This is a genomic window from Solwaraspora sp. WMMD1047, from assembly GCF_029626155.1.
GTDB lineage: Bacteria > Actinomycetota > Actinomycetes > Mycobacteriales > Micromonosporaceae > WMMD1047.
Window position 1 is genome coordinate 5,347,584 of sequence record NZ_JARUBL010000001.1, and the last position, 16,047, is coordinate 5,363,630.

Genomic DNA, 16,047 nt, shown 5'->3' on the forward strand with positions numbered 1-16,047 from the left:
TCGACCGGATCGCCTGATGCACGACGACGACGCCCCCGAACCGAACTGCTACCGCTGCTGCGACTCCGGCCGCACCCGCCGAGGCCGACGCTGCCCCGACTGCAACCCGTCCTGGCTCCGCAGTCACTGGGTCTGGGCCACCTGGACCATCCGCCAGCGCATCACCCGCGCCCACCGCACCGGCCAGCTCGGCGACGAATCCCCGTTCTGACCACCGCACCGCCGGCCGCCCACCGCGGGCGGCCGGCCCAACCCCCGAGAGGCCGCCATGCACCCCCACCACCTCCACGCACACACCACCGCCCACACCCTCGACACCGCCCGCCGCCGACTCGCCCGCACCATCGCCACCCGCCGCCAGGTCGTCGACCAGCCCGACGGCCTCCGCTCCTCCACCCTCGGCCGCCGATCCTCGCTGGGTGGCCACGGCGACCCCGTCGGCACCATCGCCCTCCTCGGCACCCGCGAACACGACCCCCTCGCCGACCTCGCTCAGTTCGTCGGCGACCGCCTGGCCGCCATCGCCGACCAGCTCACCCCGCCCAGCCCCATCGACCCCATGACCCGACTGCTGCCGCTCCTGCCGCGCCTCCAGCCGCGCGCCGCCAACGTCGCCGCCCGCTGCTTCCGGATGCTCACCGGCCGGATCGACGCCGCCCTGCCGGCACCGCCGCGGCTGACCGCCTGGCCCGGCGACTGCCCCGGGTGCGGCGTGCGCCTCCTCCAGCTGCACGACGCCGGCCCCCGCGACCACTGGACGGTGACGTGCGGCGCCGGATGCACCTGCACCGGCGACGGGTGCCCCTGCCAGATGCCCATCCGCGCCCAGGGCGTCACCCACATCTGGCTCCGCACCACCCTGACCGCCACCACCGACCGGAAGGCCGCCTGACATGGCCGACATCAAGCGCATCCCCATCGGCCCCCTCGGCACCAACGTGGCCAACAACCTCCGCCGGATTCGCGAACAACGCCACATGACGTACACCGAGCTGGTGAAGCAGCTCGCCGCGATCGGTCACCCCATCCCGATCCTCGGCGTCCGCCGCATCGAGCGCCGGGAGCGGCGAGTCGACGCCGACGACCTCGCTTGCCTGGCCGCCGTGCTCGGCGTCGACCCCTGGGCACTCACCCAGCCGCCCCAGTGCGACGCCTGCAACGGGGCACCACCGGCCGGCTTCACCTGCAACGCGTGCGGCACCTCAGCCGTACCATCGGCAGCATGACCGCCACCGAGCCCGGACCGCCCGCGGCCATCTTCGACCGCACCGCCGAAGCCGCCGCCAGGCTCCGCACCACCAGCGAGCCCGGCGCCAGCCTCGCCGCCCGCATCCACGCCCGCCTGGTCGCGGCCCTCACCGCCCAAGAACGCGGCGGCTTCCAGGTCGAGCAGGGCATCGGCGTCTGCTCGACCGACGGCACCGTGCGGCTCACCCTCGCCGACGTCGCCCGCATCGCCGCCCAGGAAGCCGCCGAAGCCCTGGTGGAGCCATGACGGAGCTGGTCGACGTCCTCGGCCCCACCTTCGACATCCCGAACATCCAGGCACCCGACCCCGCCGAGTTCGAGCGCCTGCTGCGTGAGAAGTACAAGCCGATCCTGACCGCCGACGAGTACCAGCGGCTACGCGCGAAGTGTGGCCTCGGCCAGGTCATCGACGGCGAGGTGATCGAGCCGTGATCACCGTCCAGGGCGAGGAGTACGGCACCCGCGCCGAAATCGCCGCCCGCCTCACCCAACTCAGCCTCGACGGCGACCAGGTCACTGCCGAGACCGTCCGGAACTGGGACCGCAACGGCGACCTCAAGGCGTACCGGATCCTCGGCGCCAACGGCCGTCCCGAGGTGCGTTACCGCTGGCGCGACGCCGCCCGCGTGGAGGCCGCCAAGCGCCGATCCGCGCGCGGCCGGAAGCGGCGAGTTGACGGAACGCCCATGATCGCCGCATGATTTGACCATCCCGCCGACAGGCGGAGTCTGCCCGCAGCCCGGTTGAGCGATCACGCTCCCGGGCTGCCGTCATCCCCGGACCCGGACACCCAGGGGCGGCGGCGCGCGGGCAGGTGGTGGTGGTCGGGCCGGCGGACCGTGGCGGACCGCCGGCCCAACACTCAGCCTGCGGACGAGTCGTACTCCGGGTTGATGCCCTGGTGGTGAATCCGTGACAGCTCCTGCGAGATGGACAGCAGCGCCTTGACCTCCGCCAACTTCAGGCGCTGATCAACCGTCATCTCATCTGCTTGGCCGTCGAGCGCGTTCATGTCGTCGAACGCCATGGACCACAGATCCATCCTGACCCCCTCCTTGTGATCTTGAGAACTGGACCACTGAGCGTACCGGCTCCAAATGCGACAGACCGGGACGCTGAGCGGCAGCGCGCAAGGCGCGTCGCCGATAGCCAGCCGGCCAAGGGTCGGCGGAGGTGACCGACCATGGCCAAGCAGCGTCCCGTCACCGACCACGACCGCCAACAGGTCCGCGAACTGCACGCCCAGGGCCTCGGCCGCAACGCGATCGCCAAGGCCCTGAACCGCGGCACCCGCACCATCACCCGACTCGCCGCCGAGCAGGGCCTCGACTTCGACCGCACCACCGCCGCCAAGGCCACCGCCGCCAAGCAAGCCGACGCCCGCGCCCGCCGCGCCACCCTCGCCCTCGGCCTCCTCGACGACGCCGAGAAACTCCGCGGGCAGCTCTTCACCGCCTGCACCGTCTACAACTTCGGCGGCAAAGACAACACCTTCGAGCAGGCCCTGATCAGCGAACCCAGCTTCCGGGACAAGCGGGACCTGATGTCCGCCATCGGCACGGCGATCGACAAGGCCGTTCGGCTCGACGAGTACGACGCCGACCCCGGCATCGACGCCGCGAAGAGCATGCTCGGCGCCCTCGCCCGCGGCCTGGGCGCCGCCTACGACCAGCTCACCGCCGCCGAGTCCGATGGCGATTGACCTCGACGTCGTCACCCGGTCCCTGTCCCCGATCCACCTCCGGAGCGTCGTCGAGTCCACGGCCCGGTTGAATATCTGGCAGGGCTCGGTCAGGTCCGGGAAGACGGTCGCGTCGCTGCTGCGGCTGCTCCTCGCGATCGCCACCGCGCCGACGTCCGGCCGGGTCCTGCTCTTCGGCAAGACCCGCGAGTCGGTCAACCGGAACGTGTTCGCGGTGCTTACCGACCCGGCGCTGTTCGGCCCCCTCGCCCGCCTGATCAAGTACAACCCGGGCGCACCCACCGGCACCATCCTCGGCCGAGAGGTCGACGTCCTGGGCGCCAACGACGCCAAAGCGGAGCCCAAAGTCCGCGGCATGACGCTGTGCCTGGCGTACGGCGACGAGCTGACCACCATCCCGGAAGCGTTCTTCACCCAGGTGTTGGCCCGGCTCAGCGTGCCCGGCGCGCAGCTCTTCGGCACCACCAACCCGGACAGCCCGGCGCACTGGCTCCGGAAGAAGTACCTGCTTCGGCAGGGCGAGCTGAACCTCCGCACCTGGCACTCCACCCTGGACGACAACCCGCACCTCGACCCGGCCTACGTGGCCAGCTTGAAAGTCGAGTACGTCGGCCTGTGGTTCAAGCGGTTCATCCAGGGCGCCTGGGTGCAGGCCGAGGGCGCCGTCTTCGACATGTTCGACGAAGACCGCCACATCGTCCCCGTGCTACCGGAGATCCACCGCTGGATCAGCGTCGGCATCGACTACGGCACCCGCAACGCCACCGCCGCCCTCATCCTCGGCGCCGGCCGCGACGGCCGCCTCTACCTCACCCACGAGTGGCGGCACGACCCGGCCACCGCCCGCCGACAGCTCACCGACGCCGGCCTGTCCCGCGAGATCCGCGCCTGGCTTCACGGCCTGGAGGTGCCCGGCGCGACCGGGCTCAAGGGCCTCGCCCCGGAGTGGACCGTCGTCGACCCGTCCGCGCGGTCGCTGCGGCTCCAGCTCCACGAGGACGGCATGACGTCGGCGGCTGCCGACAACAGCGTCCTCGACGGCATCCGGCTCATGTCGAGCCTCCTCGGCAACGACCAGTTGAAGATCCACCGGTCGTGCAAGGGCCTGATCGAGGAGATCCCCGGCTACTCGTGGGACGACAAGGCCATCGAGCGGGACGGTTCGGACGCGCCGATCAAGGCGGACGACCATTCAATCGATGCCGCCAGATATGCCATCAAGACGCCCGAGGTGCTGTGGCGGCCGATGCTCCGCAGCGCCGTCGACCTCGCAGCCTGACCCCCGAAGGAGCCCCATGGACGCCGGCCAGCTCGCCCACCGCTTCGCCCACCACCCGCCGTCAACCCCGGCGATCGTCCAGAAGCACGAGCTGATCAGGGACGCCTCCGCTGCGCTCGCCCAGCTCCTCAACGAGGTCATCGACAAGGAGTGCCGGGAGAAGTCCCTCGCGCTGACCTCGCTGGAAGAGGTCATGTTCTGGGCCAACGCCGCGGTCGCCCGGGAGCTGAACTACCGGGGCGCCTCGCCGGCAACGCCACCGACCTCGCCGGCCTGATGGACGGCCTCACCGCCGCGCTGACCCCGGAGCAGTACGGCACCAGCATGCACTACCCCGCCTGCCGCGTCGGGTCGTGCACCGGGTGCCTGCCGCCGCTGCCGCCGATCGAGCCGCCACCCGTGCTCAACCTGAGCCTGTTCCGGCCCGCGCCCATGCCGATCGCCACGCGACCGCAGGACTGGGCGCCTGCCGCCCGCGCCATCCTTCGCGAGCGCGGGGCGTGGCGCGCTCGATGACCGGGCCGCCAGCCGACCTGGATGCCCGGCAGCCAATCGACCGTCGGCTATCTGCGCGGTCGGCGACTCACCATCTTCACCATGCTGCTTCGCAAGATCGCGCACGCGTGCGTCGCCGGAACCTGCCTCCTCGCCTCCATCTACGCCCCCGACGAAACCGGGTGGCTCCAGGAGGAACCGCTTCCCGCGTTGGTGGTCTGGGTGCCACTGACCACCGCAACCCAAGCCGTCACCGGAGGAGGGCACCAGTTCATGCCGATGCCCACCGGGGGCGCCTGGCCGCCCCCCGCACACGCCCCCGCCTACAGCGCCTACCGCGACTGGGACGCCTGGTACAGCGGCGACCCGGACCAACTCCGCACCGTCTACCTCAACCGCGCCGTCAACGGCACCAACCTCTCCCCGAGCCAGCGGGTCCGAGCCGGCCAGTACGCCGGCGGACTGGTCGGCACCTTCAGCCGCTGGCTCTGGGGCAACCCGCCCCCGGTCGGCTCCCGCGACGCCCGGCTGCACTGCCCCCTTCCCGCCGACCTCACCGCGTCGGTCGCCAACCTGCTGTTCTCCGAGCCGCCGAAGATCAGCCACGAGGACACGTCGGTGATGACCCGCCTCGAAACGCTGATCGAGGACGGCCTCAACTCCCTCCTGTTGCAGGCCGCCGAAGCCAACTCGGCCCTCGGCGACGTCTACCTACGGCCCGTCGTCGACCAGGAAGTCATGCCCGGCAAGGCATTCCCGTCCGTCGTGCACGCCGACGGCGCCCTGCCCAACCTCCGCTGGGGTCGCCTGGTCGACGTCACCTTCTGGTCCGAGCTGCACCGCGAAGGCAACACGGTGGTGCGCCTGCTCGAACACCACGAGGTGGTCGGCAAGGTCGGCCGGATCGTCTACCAGCTCCACGAAGGCACCCCAGACCAGCTCGGCCGCGTGATCCCGCTGACCGAGCATGACGGCGCCGCGTACCTCGCCGACCTTGTCGACGCCGACAGCAGCCAGGTGACCGGCCTTAACCGCCTGGACGTGGTACGCGTGCCCAACGCCGGCCCGCAGCGCCGCTGGCGCACCACGCCCGGCCTGAAGTACCTCGGCCGGTCCGACCTCGACGGCAACGAGCAGTGGTTCGACGCCGTCGACGAGGCGTGGACCTCGTGGATGCGGGACATCAGGCTCGGCCGCGGCCGCCTGGTCGTCCCCGACTACATGCTCCAGTCCGCCGGCCGCGGCCAGGGCGCGAGCTTCGACGCCGAGCGGGAGGTCTTCACCGCCGTCAACGCACTGCCGGACTCCGGCACCGGCATCACCATCAGCCAGTTCGACATCCGCGTCGAGGAGCACCGGGCCACGATCGACGAGCTGACCAAAGTGGCGATGCGGCACGCCGGCCTCTCCTCGCAGACCCTCGGTGATGAAGGCGACGTCGCGGTCACCGCGACGGAGGTCCAGTCCCGGGAGCGCATGAGCTTCACCACCCGCGGCAACCGGGTCAACACCTGGGGCCCTGCGATCGCCGAGTACATCGAGCTGCACCTGGCGGTGGAGCGCGCCCAGCTCGCCGGGAAGGTGGAGCCGGTCCGGCCGAACGTCGAGTTCGGCGACTCGGTCAGTGAGGCACCGGAGACGGTTGCTCGCACCCTCCAGCTGCTGCACGCCGCCGAGGCCGTCTCGGTTGAGACCCGGGTGCGGATGGTGCATCCGGACTGGGACGACACCCAGGTCCAGCAGGAGGTCGCGCGCATCAAGGATGACGAGCCGGAGCCGGTTGAGGTCGGCCCGGCGCTGGGCGCTCTGGCCGGCAACAACCCGCCCCCGGGCGGTCCGGAGCAGGAAGGCGAAGGCGAGCCGGAGGAGTAGGCCGTGGCGCTCACCGGCGACCAGATCGAAGCCGTCACCGCCTCCACCGTCGGCCTCTACCAGGAGGTGGAGCAGGCGATCCTGGCCGAGATCACCCGCCGGCTCGCCGCCGGCATGGACGCACCCGACTGGGCCGTCACCCGCCTCGGCGCGCTCTCCACCCTCCGTACGGCGACAGAGCGGATTCTCGGCCTGGTCCAGGCGGCGGGCGCCGACCAGATCCGCCAGACCTTGGCCGCGGCGTACCGCTCGGGTCAGGCGATCGCCACGACCGGCCTGCCCGCGCAGCTACTGCGGGGTGATCCGGACTCGGGCCGGCTCGCCGCCGTCATCCAGCAGGTGCCGAGGGTAGCCGCGGTCGAGTCCCTCGCCGCCGCGCTGGTGGCCGACATCGGTGCGAAGCACTCCAACGTGCTCCGCACCGTCCTCGACGCCTACCGGTCGGTCATCCAGCAGGCGTCTGCGGTGTCCATCGCCGGCGGCATGACCCGCCGGCAGGCCAGCCAGCACGCTTACGCGAAGCTCGTCGACCAGGGCCTGACGTCCTTCGTCGACAGCTCCGGCCGCCGCTGGAGGCTCTCCTCCTACGTGGAGATGGCCACGCGGACGGTGACGCAGAGGGCCGCCGTCCAGGGCCAGACAGACCGGCTCACGACCCTCGGCGTCGACACGGTGATCGTCTCGGACTCGCCCCGGGAGTGCCCGAAGTGCCGGCCGTGGGAAGGCAAGATCCTCAGCATCTCCGGGGGGCAGCGTGGCCGGGTGGAGCTGCCCAGCGCGGTCGGGTCCGGCACGGTGACCGTGGACATCGCCGGCAGCGTGGCCGACGCCCGGGCTGCCGGCCTGCAACACCCCAACTGCACGCACAGCCTCCGGGCGTTCCTGCCGGGCGCGACCCGCCGGCCGGCCCGGCCCACCGAGAACCCCGAGGGCTACCGCGCCAAGGAGCGGCAGCGCGAGATCGAGCGGCAGATCCGGAAGTGGAAGGAGCGCGAGACCGCCGCCTTGGACCCGGCCGCCGCCGCGGGCGCCCGCGCGAAGGTCCGGGCTTGGCAGGGCGAGATGCGCAACCACCTCACGGCCAACCCGGAGCTGAAGAGGTTGAGCTACAGGGAGCAGCCCGGCGCCGGGAACATCCCCGGCCCTCGCGCAGGCGGACCCGGGGTCTCGCCTCCCCGGCCGCTCGCCGGCGGGCCCGGCTCCCCCATCCAGGCCGCCGACCTGACACCGCCGGCACCACCCACCCCCGCACCGCCCGCGCTGCCACAACGCACCCGCAGCGCGCCGACGCCGCCAACCGAGTCCCTCACAGACATTCTGGCCGTCGACCTCGACCGGGCCGCCAACCGCGACCTGGTCCGCGACCGAATGGCAAGCGTGATCGACGGCCGGTACGCCGGCCTCGGCGTAGAGGTCACCGACGTCACCGGATACGAAGGCTTCGGCGCGGCCGGCCGCGGCCATGGCCTGATCGTCTCGGCGAGAATCGTTGACCAGGGCGGCGAGCCGTCCGGCCGGGTTCAGCGGGCGTTCTACCGCGACGGGGATGACCTGGTCGCCGTGCACGCGTTCCTCCAGATCGACCGCGACCTGCGCGGCAAAGGCTTCGCGTCCGAGTTCAACGCCAATCTGGAACGGTGGTACCGGTCGCAGGGCATCGTCAGGATCGAGGTCCACGCCAACATCGACGTCGGCGGCTACACCTGGGCATCCCACGGCTACGACTTCGCCGACGACTACGCTGCCCAAAGCGTGATCAACCGGCTCCGGTTCATGGTCGGTGTCGTACAGAGCCGGTCGGCCGAGCTGCGCGAGCGGGCCGCGGCCGCGAGCGCCGAGGACGCCCGTCGGCTGAGGGCGACAGCCGACGCGCTGGACCGCCAGCTCCTTGCCACCGGCGATATCCTCGACCGAGCAGCAACCGAACCGTTCGGTTCCGACCGGTACCCGTCCGCGTGGGAGATCTCCCAGCTCGGCCGCAGTGAAGCGGCCGGGGGCGAATGGATCGGCAAGATGACCATGTTGGGCTCGGACTGGCAGGGGGTGAAGTGGCTGTGAGCCAGCCGATGCCCCGCCCCCGCAGCCAGCCCGTCCGGCCGTCCGAGGATCGGGTACGCCGGCTCACCGAGCTGGGCGACTGGCACCGCGAGTGGACTGCCCGGCACGCCGACGACGCCGGCTTCCGGCCCACCGAACACCCGACACCGGGTAGCGACTACAACGTGCACCACGTCGACCTGGACGCCCCCGCCGCCGCTCTGGACGAGTTCCACGAGCGCGCCCGGCGGATCATGGGCCTTCCCGCCGAGTAGCCGCACCGCCCCGCGCACCGACCCGTTCCGCGCGGGTCCGGGCGGCCCTGCGCGCCCCTGACCACCCCGGCAAGGCCCGGGGCCAGCACCACCCACCCAACGACAGCCTCAAGGAGGCATCGTGCACCACACCCGATCCCGCACCCTCAGCGCACTCGCCGGCCAGATCATCGGCTACCGCCGCAACGGCACGCCGATCCGGCTCGCCGCCGGCGGCTCCGGCGACGGGGACAGCGGCGGGGACGGTGACGGCTCCAGCGGAGACGACACCGGCAGCAACGACGGTGACGGCCAGGGCGCCGACGGCGACCCGGGCACCGGCAAGACCCCGAAGATCAAGGGCGAATTCGACCCCGACCGCGCCCTGCGGGACCTCGGCAAGGCCCGAGACGACGCGAAGCGCGAGAAGGACGCCCGGATCAAGGCCGAGCAGGACCAACAGGCCAAACTCGACGCGGTCCTCGTGGCCCTCGGCCTCAAGCCGGACCCGAAGACCGACCCGGCCGCCACCGCGGCGAAGGTCGCCAAGGAGCTGACCGACGCCCAGGCGCAGAACCGGGAACTGCGGATCGAGAACGCGCTCTACAAGCTCGCCGGTAAGGCCGGCGGCGACGTCGACGCGCTCCAGGATTCCCGCGGCTTCATGAAGGCCCTCGCCGACCTGGACCCGACCGCCGCCGACTTCGAGAAGTCGGTGACGGCCGCGATCCGGGACGCGGTGAAGGCCAACCCCAAGCTCGCCGCTGCGACCCAGGGAGGCCAAGGGCCGGCCCGACAGGGAGCAGACCACGGCGGCGGCAACAACGGCCGACAGCGCAGCGGCAGCCTCTCCGCCGCCGTCAGCAGAGCGTTCAGCGGCCAGTAACCCACAACCCACACTCCAGAGCTAGGAGACAGCGGCACATGCCTGTCACCCTCGCCCAGGCCCAGGTCAACACGCAGGCAGACGTCGATTACGCGGTGATCGACAACCTCCGGCGCTACTCCTGGCTCCTGGACCAGATCGTCTTCGACGACACCGTCACGCCGGGCACCGGCGGGACGTCCCTCACCTACTCCTACACCCGGCTCATCACCGCCGCGGCGGCTGCCTTCCGGGCCATCAACTCGGAGTACACCCCCGGCAAGGCCACCAGGCAGCGCTATTCGGTGGACCTCAAGCCCCTGGGCGGGGCCTTCGAGGTGGACCGAGTCATCGCCCAGCTCGGCGCCGCCGCGACGAACGAAGTCACGTTCCAGATGCAGCAGCTGCTCACCTCGACGCGGATCCGCTTCCAGCAGGAACTCATCCACGGTGACATCGCCAGCGACGACAAGGGCTTCGACGGCCTGGACCAGCTTCTCACCGGCAGCAGCACGGAGCGGACCGCGTCCGAGGGCATGGCCGACATCACCCCCGGCACCATCACCACCCAGGCCCTGGCCATGGCCGCCCTCGACGAACTCGACGAGTGGCTGGCCACCATCGTCCCGTCGACCACCGGCGGCGGTGACCTCGGCACCCCCGGCGCCCTGCCGCCTGGGGTGAAGGCCATCCTCGGCAACACCCGGTCGATCACCCGGGTGAAGGCGCTCGCCCGCTGGGCCGGCATCTACAGCGAGGACAAGGACAGCGTCGGCCGGCAGGTCATGCGCTACGGCGACTGGGCGTTGGTCGACATCGGCGACCGGGCGGACGGGTCGACGTCGATCATCCCGATCGTCGCCAACGACACCGACCTGTACGCCGTCACCTTCGGCCTCGACAGCGTCCACGCCGCATCCCCGGCGAACGTGCCGCTGGTGCAGACCTGGCTGCCCGAGTTTGACCGGGCCGGCGCGGTCAAGACCGGCGAGGTGGAGATGGGGCCAGCGGCGCTGGTCGTCAAGTCCACCAAGAGCGCGGGCGTGCTCCGCGGGGTGCAGGTGTCGGGCTGATGCGATACATCATCCACACCCCCAACCAGCAGTTCGCCGGCGAGCGGTGCGGTGTCGCGTTCGTGGCCGGCCGCGGCGAGGTCGACGACACGGCGCCCGGCGCGAAGGCCGCGCTCGCCTACTTCCGGCGGCGCGATTACCGCGTCGAGGAGGTATCGGAGCCGGCAGCAGTCCAGGCCGAACAGCCCCCCGCTCCCCCCTCACCGGAGCCTCCGGCTCGGGGTGCGGCCAAGGAGGCGTGGATCGCGTTCGTGACCAGCGAGGCAGCCGGCGAGAAGCGGCTCACCCTCGACGAGGCGACCCCGCTCAAGCGCGACGAGCTGGCCGAGCACGTCCTCGGCCCGAAGGAGGACTGAGATGCAGCTCGGCGGATACCAGCGCAATGTGCGCGACGCCCTCGGCTACCTGAACGCCGCCGACCCGTCCAGCCCGGACACGTTCTGGCGGTCGAACCTCCCCCGGGTCGGCCTGACCGACTCGGCCGGAGACACCGGGCACGTCGCCCTGGCCGACGCGGTCATGACGAGCGTGGCGGTCTACCTGCACGCAGGGGACCTGGTCACCAACCTGTCGTTCACCTCCGGCGCGACGGCGGTCGGCACCCCGGCCAACTGGTGGTTCGCCCTCTACAGCGACGCGGCAACCCCGGCGCTGCTGGCCCAGACGGCCGACCAGACGTCGACCGCCTGGGCGGCCAACACGACCAAGACCCTCGCCCTCGCGACCGCCCAGCGGATCACCCGGTCGGGGATCTACTGGGCCAGCGTGATGGTCAACTCGACGTCGGTGTGCACCCTGCTCGGCGCCATCGGGCAGCCGGCGATCGTGACCGGGGAGCGGAACCTGTCCGTGTCGTCGGGCTCGACGCTGACGGACACGGCGCCGCCAACGATCGCGACGCCGACGGCGAAGAACTTCATCCCCCGGGTCGTCATCACCTGATCGTGGTGTCCGGCCGGGCGGGGAAGGCCGGCCGGGCACCGCACCACCAACACGCGGAGGGGAGGTCATCGTGGCGATTGGATACACCTCGGGCGACCCGGGCAAGGTCTCGGTCGCCGGGGACACGATGACCGGCCCCCTCGTGCTGCCCGGTGCGCCCAGCGCCGACCTGCACGCCGCGACGAAGGCGTACGTCGACCAGGGCGGCGAGGGCGGAGTGCCCACCTCCCGGCAGATCCTCGCTGGTACCGGACTCACCGGCGGCGGTGACCTGACCGCCGACCGCACCCTGACCGCCGACGTCGGCACGAGCGCCGGGCAGGTGGCGGCCGGCGACCACACCCACCCGACCGGCCCGGCCGCCCTGGTCGTCGCCGACACCGGGCACGTCACCACCGGCAACATCACCGTCGAACAGGCCGACTGGATCCAGCTCGGCCCCGACCTGACGATCGAGGCCGCGGCCGGGGACGTCCTGGAGCTCGCCCCGAGCTGCCTGCTCAACAACACCGGGGACGACTGCCAGCTCGACGCCGCCACCCGGGTCTCCGGCGCCGATACCAACTGGTGGTCGACGGGCGGTGCCGCGAGCAGGTGGCCGGGTGGAATCGCCGCCTGGTACGTGTCCGAGGGCTTCACCGGCCCGCGGCTGCCGGCGCGTTACACCGTCCAGGCCGGGGACGTGGTGTCCGGTGAGGTGACGGTGCGGCTGTACGGCCGGGCCACCGGCGCCTCCTCCCGCACGCTCTTCGCCTCCTCGGCGTACCCGCTGCGCTGGAGCCTGACGAACCTGGGAGGCTCGGCGTGACCGCGTGGACGATCCAGCAGGGCCGCACCCTGACCCTGCCAGTGGAGTGGCGCTCACACGAAGGCGGGCCGCTGGTCGCGGTGACCGGGGTGACGATCGAGATCGTGCCGATCGCGGGCGGTGCTGCGGTGGTCGGGCCGACCAGCACCGGGGTGACGAGCGCGGGTACCGGCCTCAACGCCTACCGCTGGGAGGTGCCGGCCGACCAGGACCCGGGCGAGTACTACGCGATCTGGACCGCGACCGATGGCGACTCCGAGGAGATCCCCGCCGTCGACACGGTGACGGTGCAGGAGTACATCCCGGTGCCCGGGGCGTACGCCACCCTCACCGACCTGAACGACGTCTACGGCAGCACTCCGGCCGGCGCGGCGATGCTGCTGGTCCGGGCGAGCAGGGATGTCGACCGGGCGTTGCTGACCTCGGTCTACCCGGTCGATGACAATGGCCTGCCGACCACCGCCGCGCACATCACAGCGCTGCGGGACGCGACCGTGGAGCAGGCGATCGGGAATCTCGACGCGGGCAACCGGTCGGGCACCGGCGCCGCGCCGCGCCGGTCCGGCTTCACGATCGGCAAGCTGTCGGTGCAGCAGGCGTCCGGTGCCGGCGGCGCGTCCGGCGCCCTGGTCGACAAGATCGGCCCGCTGTGGTCCCAGGCGTGGCAGGTGCTTCAGTCGGCCGGCCTGACCGGCCACGGGCCGCAGACGTGGTGACCCGGCGATGACGTGGGAAGAGTTCTGCGCCGAGTTCATCCCGGAGCCGGCGACCGTGCAGGTCGAGCCGTACGACGGATCCGGGGCGTACGGGGACGTGTTCGGCGCCCCGGTCGACGTCACCCCGTGCGTAGTGGACGAGTCCCGCCGGCTGGTGCGGGTGCAGACCCAGGACGCCGCCGGGCAGGAGGCGGTCTCCAGCACCACGGTGTTCGCGCCGCTGGCCACGACCTGTCCGGCCGGGTCCCGGGTCACCCTGACCGGCCGCCCGGCCGCCCGGGTGCTCGCCGTGTCCCGGCCGACGGATCACGGCCTGGAGCTGCCCGAGCACCTCGAAATCAGCCTGGAGTGAGCGTGACCGACTCCCGTACCCCCGAACAGCGGGCCGCCGATGATGCCCTCACCGCCGCCATCCAACAGACCCTCGACGCCTACGCCGGGTCAGGCCCGTGGCTCCTCACCGAGTACGTCGTGGTCACCGCCCAGCAGGGCTACGACGAGGACGGCGACGGCATCACCGCGGTGGGCCAGCTCTACCGCGACGGTGACGTGCCGCTGCACCGCGCGCTTGGCCTGCTGGACCACGCGGTCACCCGCATGCGGGCCAGGATCGCCAGCGACGGGGATTGACCGTGGAGCTGGAGTGGAACGGCGACCGCATCGCGGCGATCCTCGCCGACGCCACGATGGACGGGCTGGAGCTGGCCGCCGAGCACCTACTCCAAGCCAGCAGCGAGCTGGTGCCGCACGAAGAGGGCGACCTCGAACGGTCCGGTGAGGTGTCCCGGGACGACGCCCGCGGAGCGGTCGCCGTCTCGTACGACCGGCCCTACGCCGTCCGCCAGCACGAAGACCTGACCGCCCGGCACGACGAGGGGCGAGAGGCGAAGTACCTGGAAAAGCCCATGGCGACAGAGCGGGACACGATGCTCGCGCTGATCGCCAAGGCCGCCGGCAAACCGCTCCAATAAGGAGGCCGCTGTGGCGATCGGAGACGGCTGGACGTCCCGACTCCTGACCGGCCTCGCCGAGCTGCTCGACGCGGCCGGCGTGGGCGACTGGCGACCCTCCGGCGCCTACGCCGCCGGGGAGACCGCCATCGTCATCCGGGCGGTACCGCAAGCTCCGGACCGGCTGATCACCCTCGCCGCGTACCCGGTCGGGCAGGACTACGTCGGCCTGGCCGACAGCGTCAGCGGCGTGCAGATCCGGGTCCGGGCCGGAGCCGACCCCCGCGACTGCGACGACCTCGCCGACGCGATCTACGAGGCCCTGGACGGGCTGACCGGGGTCACCTGGGGCGGCATCCCGATCGTGCAGGTCCGCCGCCAGTCCTACACCTCCCTCGGCACCGACACCTCGGGCCGGTGGGAACGCTCGGAGAACTACTACATCGACGCCATGCGCCCCACCGCGTGGAACACCGACTGACCGAGGAGAGGTCACCATGACGCAGCCGACCGACCACGTGACCCTGCTCGCCCGCCGGATGGCGATCGACATCGACATCGCCGCCTTCCCCGCGGTCGACTGGGAGCGCCTCCTCGGCGTCGAGGAGATGAAGCCCATCGACGAGCCCCGGGTCGAGTCGGACGAGGCGTACGACGACGAGGGCGCGATGCGGGAGGTGTTCACCGGCTACCGGTGGGCGTACGAGATCAAGCTGTTGCACCGGACCGCCGCCGACGGTGTCACCGTCAACCCGGTGCACGCCTTCCTCAAGGCGAAGTTCAAGGCCATGAAGACGTCCGGCACCGCGGCCGGGGAGTTCGGTGTCCGGGTGTACGACCGGGCCGGCCTGGAGCAGGCGGAGCAGGGCCGCGCCTACGTCAAGTCCTGGAACCCCGACGGCGGCGGTCCGGGCGCGCGGGACACCATCAGCCTGGTCATCCAGGGGCAGGGCCCGATGAGCCTGGTCGACAACCCGGCCGCCGACCTCACCCCGGTCGTCCTCTCCCTGACGCCGGCCACCGGCGAGGAGGAGGGCGGCGAGCTGATCACGATCGGCGGGCAGCACTTCACCGGCGCGACCGATGTCGACTTCGGGGTGGCGGCGGCCGACTTCACCGTGATCGACGACTCCACCATCGTGGCGGTCGCCCCCGTCGTCTCGCCGGGCACCGTGCAGGTCACCGTGACGACGCCGGAGGGCACCAGCTCCACCAGCGGCACCGGCAACGACTACGTGTACACCACCTGATGGCGTCGAAGTTCGCCGATCTCGACGAGTACTTCAGCCCTGGCCTGACGCTGACCGTGTTGGGCCGGGAGTACGTCGTCCCCCTCGCCTCCGCCGAACTGGGCCTGTGGTGCCGGCGGATGGCCATCGCCACCGGCGAGATCACCTCCGCCAGCACCCCCGAGGAAGCGCGGGCAGCCGTCGACCGGGCCAACGCCCTCCCCGAGCTGCCCGGAGACCTGAGCCTGCCGGAGCGGGTTCTCGGCGACGCGTACGCGCAGATGGTGGCCGACGGGGTACCCGACCAGTACATCCAGATCTGCGGCTCCACCGCCTACCTGTGGATCGTCGCCGACGAGGACGTGGCCCGGAGGTACTGGGAGGCGGGTGGCCGCCCGGAATCCCTCCGCCCGGAGACCAACCGGGCGGACCGCCGAGCAGCGAAGAAGAGCAGTACGGGCGCGGCCAGCGGTGCCCGATCACCGGCACGTACGAGTGGTACGAGTACCCGCCGGAAGTCCGGGTCGAGCGGCAAGGCGGCCCGGTCGCCTGGGTCGACATCCTGACCCGCTGGCGG

Annotated in this window: 26 protein-coding genes; 25 read left to right on the forward strand and 1 reads right to left on the reverse strand. The window is 71.7% G+C overall.

Going from position 1 to position 16,047, the window contains the following annotated elements; genetic code table 11:
- Positions 1–16: 16 nt before the first annotated feature.
- Genes O7627_RS24305 through O7627_RS24330 form a run of 6 tightly spaced genes read left to right on the forward strand, consistent with a single transcriptional unit; the run spans position 17 to position 1,949 of the window.
- Complete coding sequence (locus O7627_RS24305) at positions 17–211, forward strand: hypothetical protein (RefSeq protein WP_278095790.1); 195 nt, start codon at positions 17–19, stop codon at positions 209–211.
- Positions 212–268: 57 nt separating this feature from the next.
- Positions 269–892: a hypothetical protein gene (locus tag O7627_RS24310; RefSeq protein ID WP_278095791.1), complete on the forward strand. Its 624-nt coding sequence runs from the start codon at positions 269–271 to the stop codon at positions 890–892.
- 1 nt (position 893) lies between these two features.
- Positions 894–1,226 carry a hypothetical protein gene (locus O7627_RS24315; RefSeq protein WP_278095792.1) on the forward strand — a complete coding sequence of 111 codons (333 nt, stop codon included), beginning with the start codon at positions 894–896 and terminating at the stop codon, positions 1,224–1,226.
- Positions 1,223–1,495, forward strand: coding sequence for a hypothetical protein (locus O7627_RS24320; protein WP_278095793.1), 273 nt, complete (start codon positions 1,223–1,225; stop codon positions 1,493–1,495). The genes O7627_RS24315 and O7627_RS24320 overlap by 4 nt, the downstream gene beginning before the upstream one ends.
- Positions 1,492–1,680, forward strand: a complete 189-nt coding sequence (locus O7627_RS24325; protein WP_278095794.1) for a hypothetical protein — start codon at positions 1,492–1,494, stop codon at positions 1,678–1,680. The genes O7627_RS24320 and O7627_RS24325 overlap by 4 nt, the downstream gene beginning before the upstream one ends.
- Entirely contained in the window at positions 1,677–1,949 is a 273-nt protein-coding gene (locus O7627_RS24330) for a hypothetical protein (protein WP_278095795.1), read from the forward strand. The genes O7627_RS24325 and O7627_RS24330 overlap by 4 nt, the downstream gene beginning before the upstream one ends.
- A 161-nt stretch (positions 1,950–2,110) precedes the next feature.
- Here the strand turns inward: O7627_RS24330 and O7627_RS24335 are convergent, their stop codons facing one another.
- Positions 2,111–2,290, reverse strand: a complete 180-nt coding sequence (locus O7627_RS24335) for a hypothetical protein (RefSeq protein ID WP_278095796.1) — start codon at positions 2,288–2,290, stop codon at positions 2,111–2,113.
- A gap of 141 nt (positions 2,291–2,431) precedes the next feature.
- On the opposite strand from O7627_RS24335, the gene O7627_RS24340 reads away from it, so the two are divergent.
- The 19 genes from O7627_RS24340 to O7627_RS24430 all read left to right on the forward strand — a co-directional run bounded on the left by O7627_RS24340 (position 2,432) and on the right by O7627_RS24430 (position 16,036).
- A complete protein-coding gene (locus O7627_RS24340) occupies positions 2,432–2,950 on the forward strand; it encodes a helix-turn-helix domain-containing protein (RefSeq protein WP_278095797.1) in 519 nt (172 codons plus the stop codon).
- On the forward strand, positions 2,940–4,229 hold the full coding sequence (locus tag O7627_RS24345) for a phage terminase large subunit (RefSeq protein ID WP_278095798.1): 1,290 nt from the start codon (positions 2,940–2,942) through the stop codon (positions 4,227–4,229). The genes O7627_RS24340 and O7627_RS24345 overlap by 11 nt, the downstream gene beginning before the upstream one ends.
- Before the next feature lie 16 nt (positions 4,230–4,245).
- Positions 4,246–4,506: a hypothetical protein gene (locus O7627_RS24350; RefSeq protein ID WP_278095799.1), complete on the forward strand. Its 261-nt coding sequence runs from the start codon at positions 4,246–4,248 to the stop codon at positions 4,504–4,506.
- Complete coding sequence (locus O7627_RS24355) at positions 4,506–4,745, forward strand: hypothetical protein (protein WP_278095800.1); 240 nt, start codon at positions 4,506–4,508, stop codon at positions 4,743–4,745. The genes O7627_RS24350 and O7627_RS24355 overlap by 1 nt, the downstream gene beginning before the upstream one ends.
- A 21-nt stretch (positions 4,746–4,766) precedes the next feature.
- On the forward strand, positions 4,767–6,596 hold the full coding sequence (locus O7627_RS24360; protein WP_278095801.1) for a phage capsid protein: 1,830 nt from the start codon (positions 4,767–4,769) through the stop codon (positions 6,594–6,596).
- Positions 6,597–6,599: 3 nt separating this feature from the next.
- The gene (locus O7627_RS24365) at positions 6,600–8,654 is read left to right on the forward strand and encodes a phage minor capsid protein (RefSeq protein WP_278095802.1); all 2,055 of its coding nucleotides are present in this window, start codon (positions 6,600–6,602) and stop codon (positions 8,652–8,654) included.
- A complete protein-coding gene (locus O7627_RS24370) occupies positions 8,651–8,908 on the forward strand; it encodes a hypothetical protein (RefSeq protein ID WP_278095803.1) in 258 nt (85 codons plus the stop codon). Before O7627_RS24365 ends, O7627_RS24370 begins: the two co-directional genes overlap by 4 nt.
- 121 nt (positions 8,909–9,029) lie before the next feature.
- The gene (locus O7627_RS24375) at positions 9,030–9,773 is read left to right on the forward strand and encodes a hypothetical protein (RefSeq protein WP_278095804.1); all 744 of its coding nucleotides are present in this window, start codon (positions 9,030–9,032) and stop codon (positions 9,771–9,773) included.
- Between the two features lie 38 nt (positions 9,774–9,811).
- Positions 9,812–10,825 (forward strand): major capsid protein, encoded by a 1,014-nt coding sequence (locus O7627_RS24380; protein ID WP_278095805.1) that lies wholly within the window; start codon positions 9,812–9,814, stop codon positions 10,823–10,825.
- Complete coding sequence (locus tag O7627_RS24385; RefSeq protein WP_278095806.1) at positions 10,825–11,181, forward strand: hypothetical protein; 357 nt, start codon at positions 10,825–10,827, stop codon at positions 11,179–11,181. The genes O7627_RS24380 and O7627_RS24385 overlap by 1 nt, the downstream gene beginning before the upstream one ends.
- A 1-nt stretch (position 11,182) precedes the next feature.
- Positions 11,183–11,767, forward strand: a complete 585-nt coding sequence (locus tag O7627_RS24390) for a hypothetical protein (protein WP_278095807.1) — start codon at positions 11,183–11,185, stop codon at positions 11,765–11,767.
- Positions 11,768–11,837: 70 nt separating this feature from the next.
- Positions 11,838–12,575 (forward strand): hypothetical protein, encoded by a 738-nt coding sequence (locus O7627_RS24395; protein WP_278095808.1) that lies wholly within the window; start codon positions 11,838–11,840, stop codon positions 12,573–12,575.
- The gene (locus O7627_RS24400) at positions 12,572–13,291 is read left to right on the forward strand and encodes a hypothetical protein (RefSeq protein WP_278095809.1); all 720 of its coding nucleotides are present in this window, start codon (positions 12,572–12,574) and stop codon (positions 13,289–13,291) included. The genes O7627_RS24395 and O7627_RS24400 overlap by 4 nt, the downstream gene beginning before the upstream one ends.
- Before the next feature lie 7 nt (positions 13,292–13,298).
- Positions 13,299–13,643, forward strand: coding sequence for a hypothetical protein (locus tag O7627_RS24405; RefSeq protein WP_278095810.1), 345 nt, complete (start codon positions 13,299–13,301; stop codon positions 13,641–13,643).
- A 2-nt stretch (positions 13,644–13,645) separates the two neighbouring features.
- The gene (locus tag O7627_RS24410) at positions 13,646–13,921 is read left to right on the forward strand and encodes a hypothetical protein (RefSeq protein WP_278095811.1); all 276 of its coding nucleotides are present in this window, start codon (positions 13,646–13,648) and stop codon (positions 13,919–13,921) included.
- A gap of 56 nt (positions 13,922–13,977) precedes the next feature.
- On the forward strand, positions 13,978–14,262 hold the full coding sequence (locus tag O7627_RS24415) for a minor capsid protein (RefSeq protein ID WP_278098417.1): 285 nt from the start codon (positions 13,978–13,980) through the stop codon (positions 14,260–14,262).
- 10 nt (positions 14,263–14,272) lie between these two features.
- Entirely contained in the window at positions 14,273–14,722 is a 450-nt protein-coding gene (locus O7627_RS24420) for a minor capsid protein (RefSeq protein WP_278095812.1), read from the forward strand.
- 16 nt (positions 14,723–14,738) lie between these two features.
- Complete coding sequence (locus O7627_RS24425; RefSeq protein ID WP_278095813.1) at positions 14,739–15,491, forward strand: IPT/TIG domain-containing protein; 753 nt, start codon at positions 14,739–14,741, stop codon at positions 15,489–15,491.
- Positions 15,491–16,036, forward strand: coding sequence for a hypothetical protein (locus tag O7627_RS24430; RefSeq protein ID WP_278095814.1), 546 nt, complete (start codon positions 15,491–15,493; stop codon positions 16,034–16,036). The genes O7627_RS24425 and O7627_RS24430 overlap by 1 nt, the downstream gene beginning before the upstream one ends.
- The last annotated feature ends 11 nt before the right edge of the window (positions 16,037–16,047 follow it).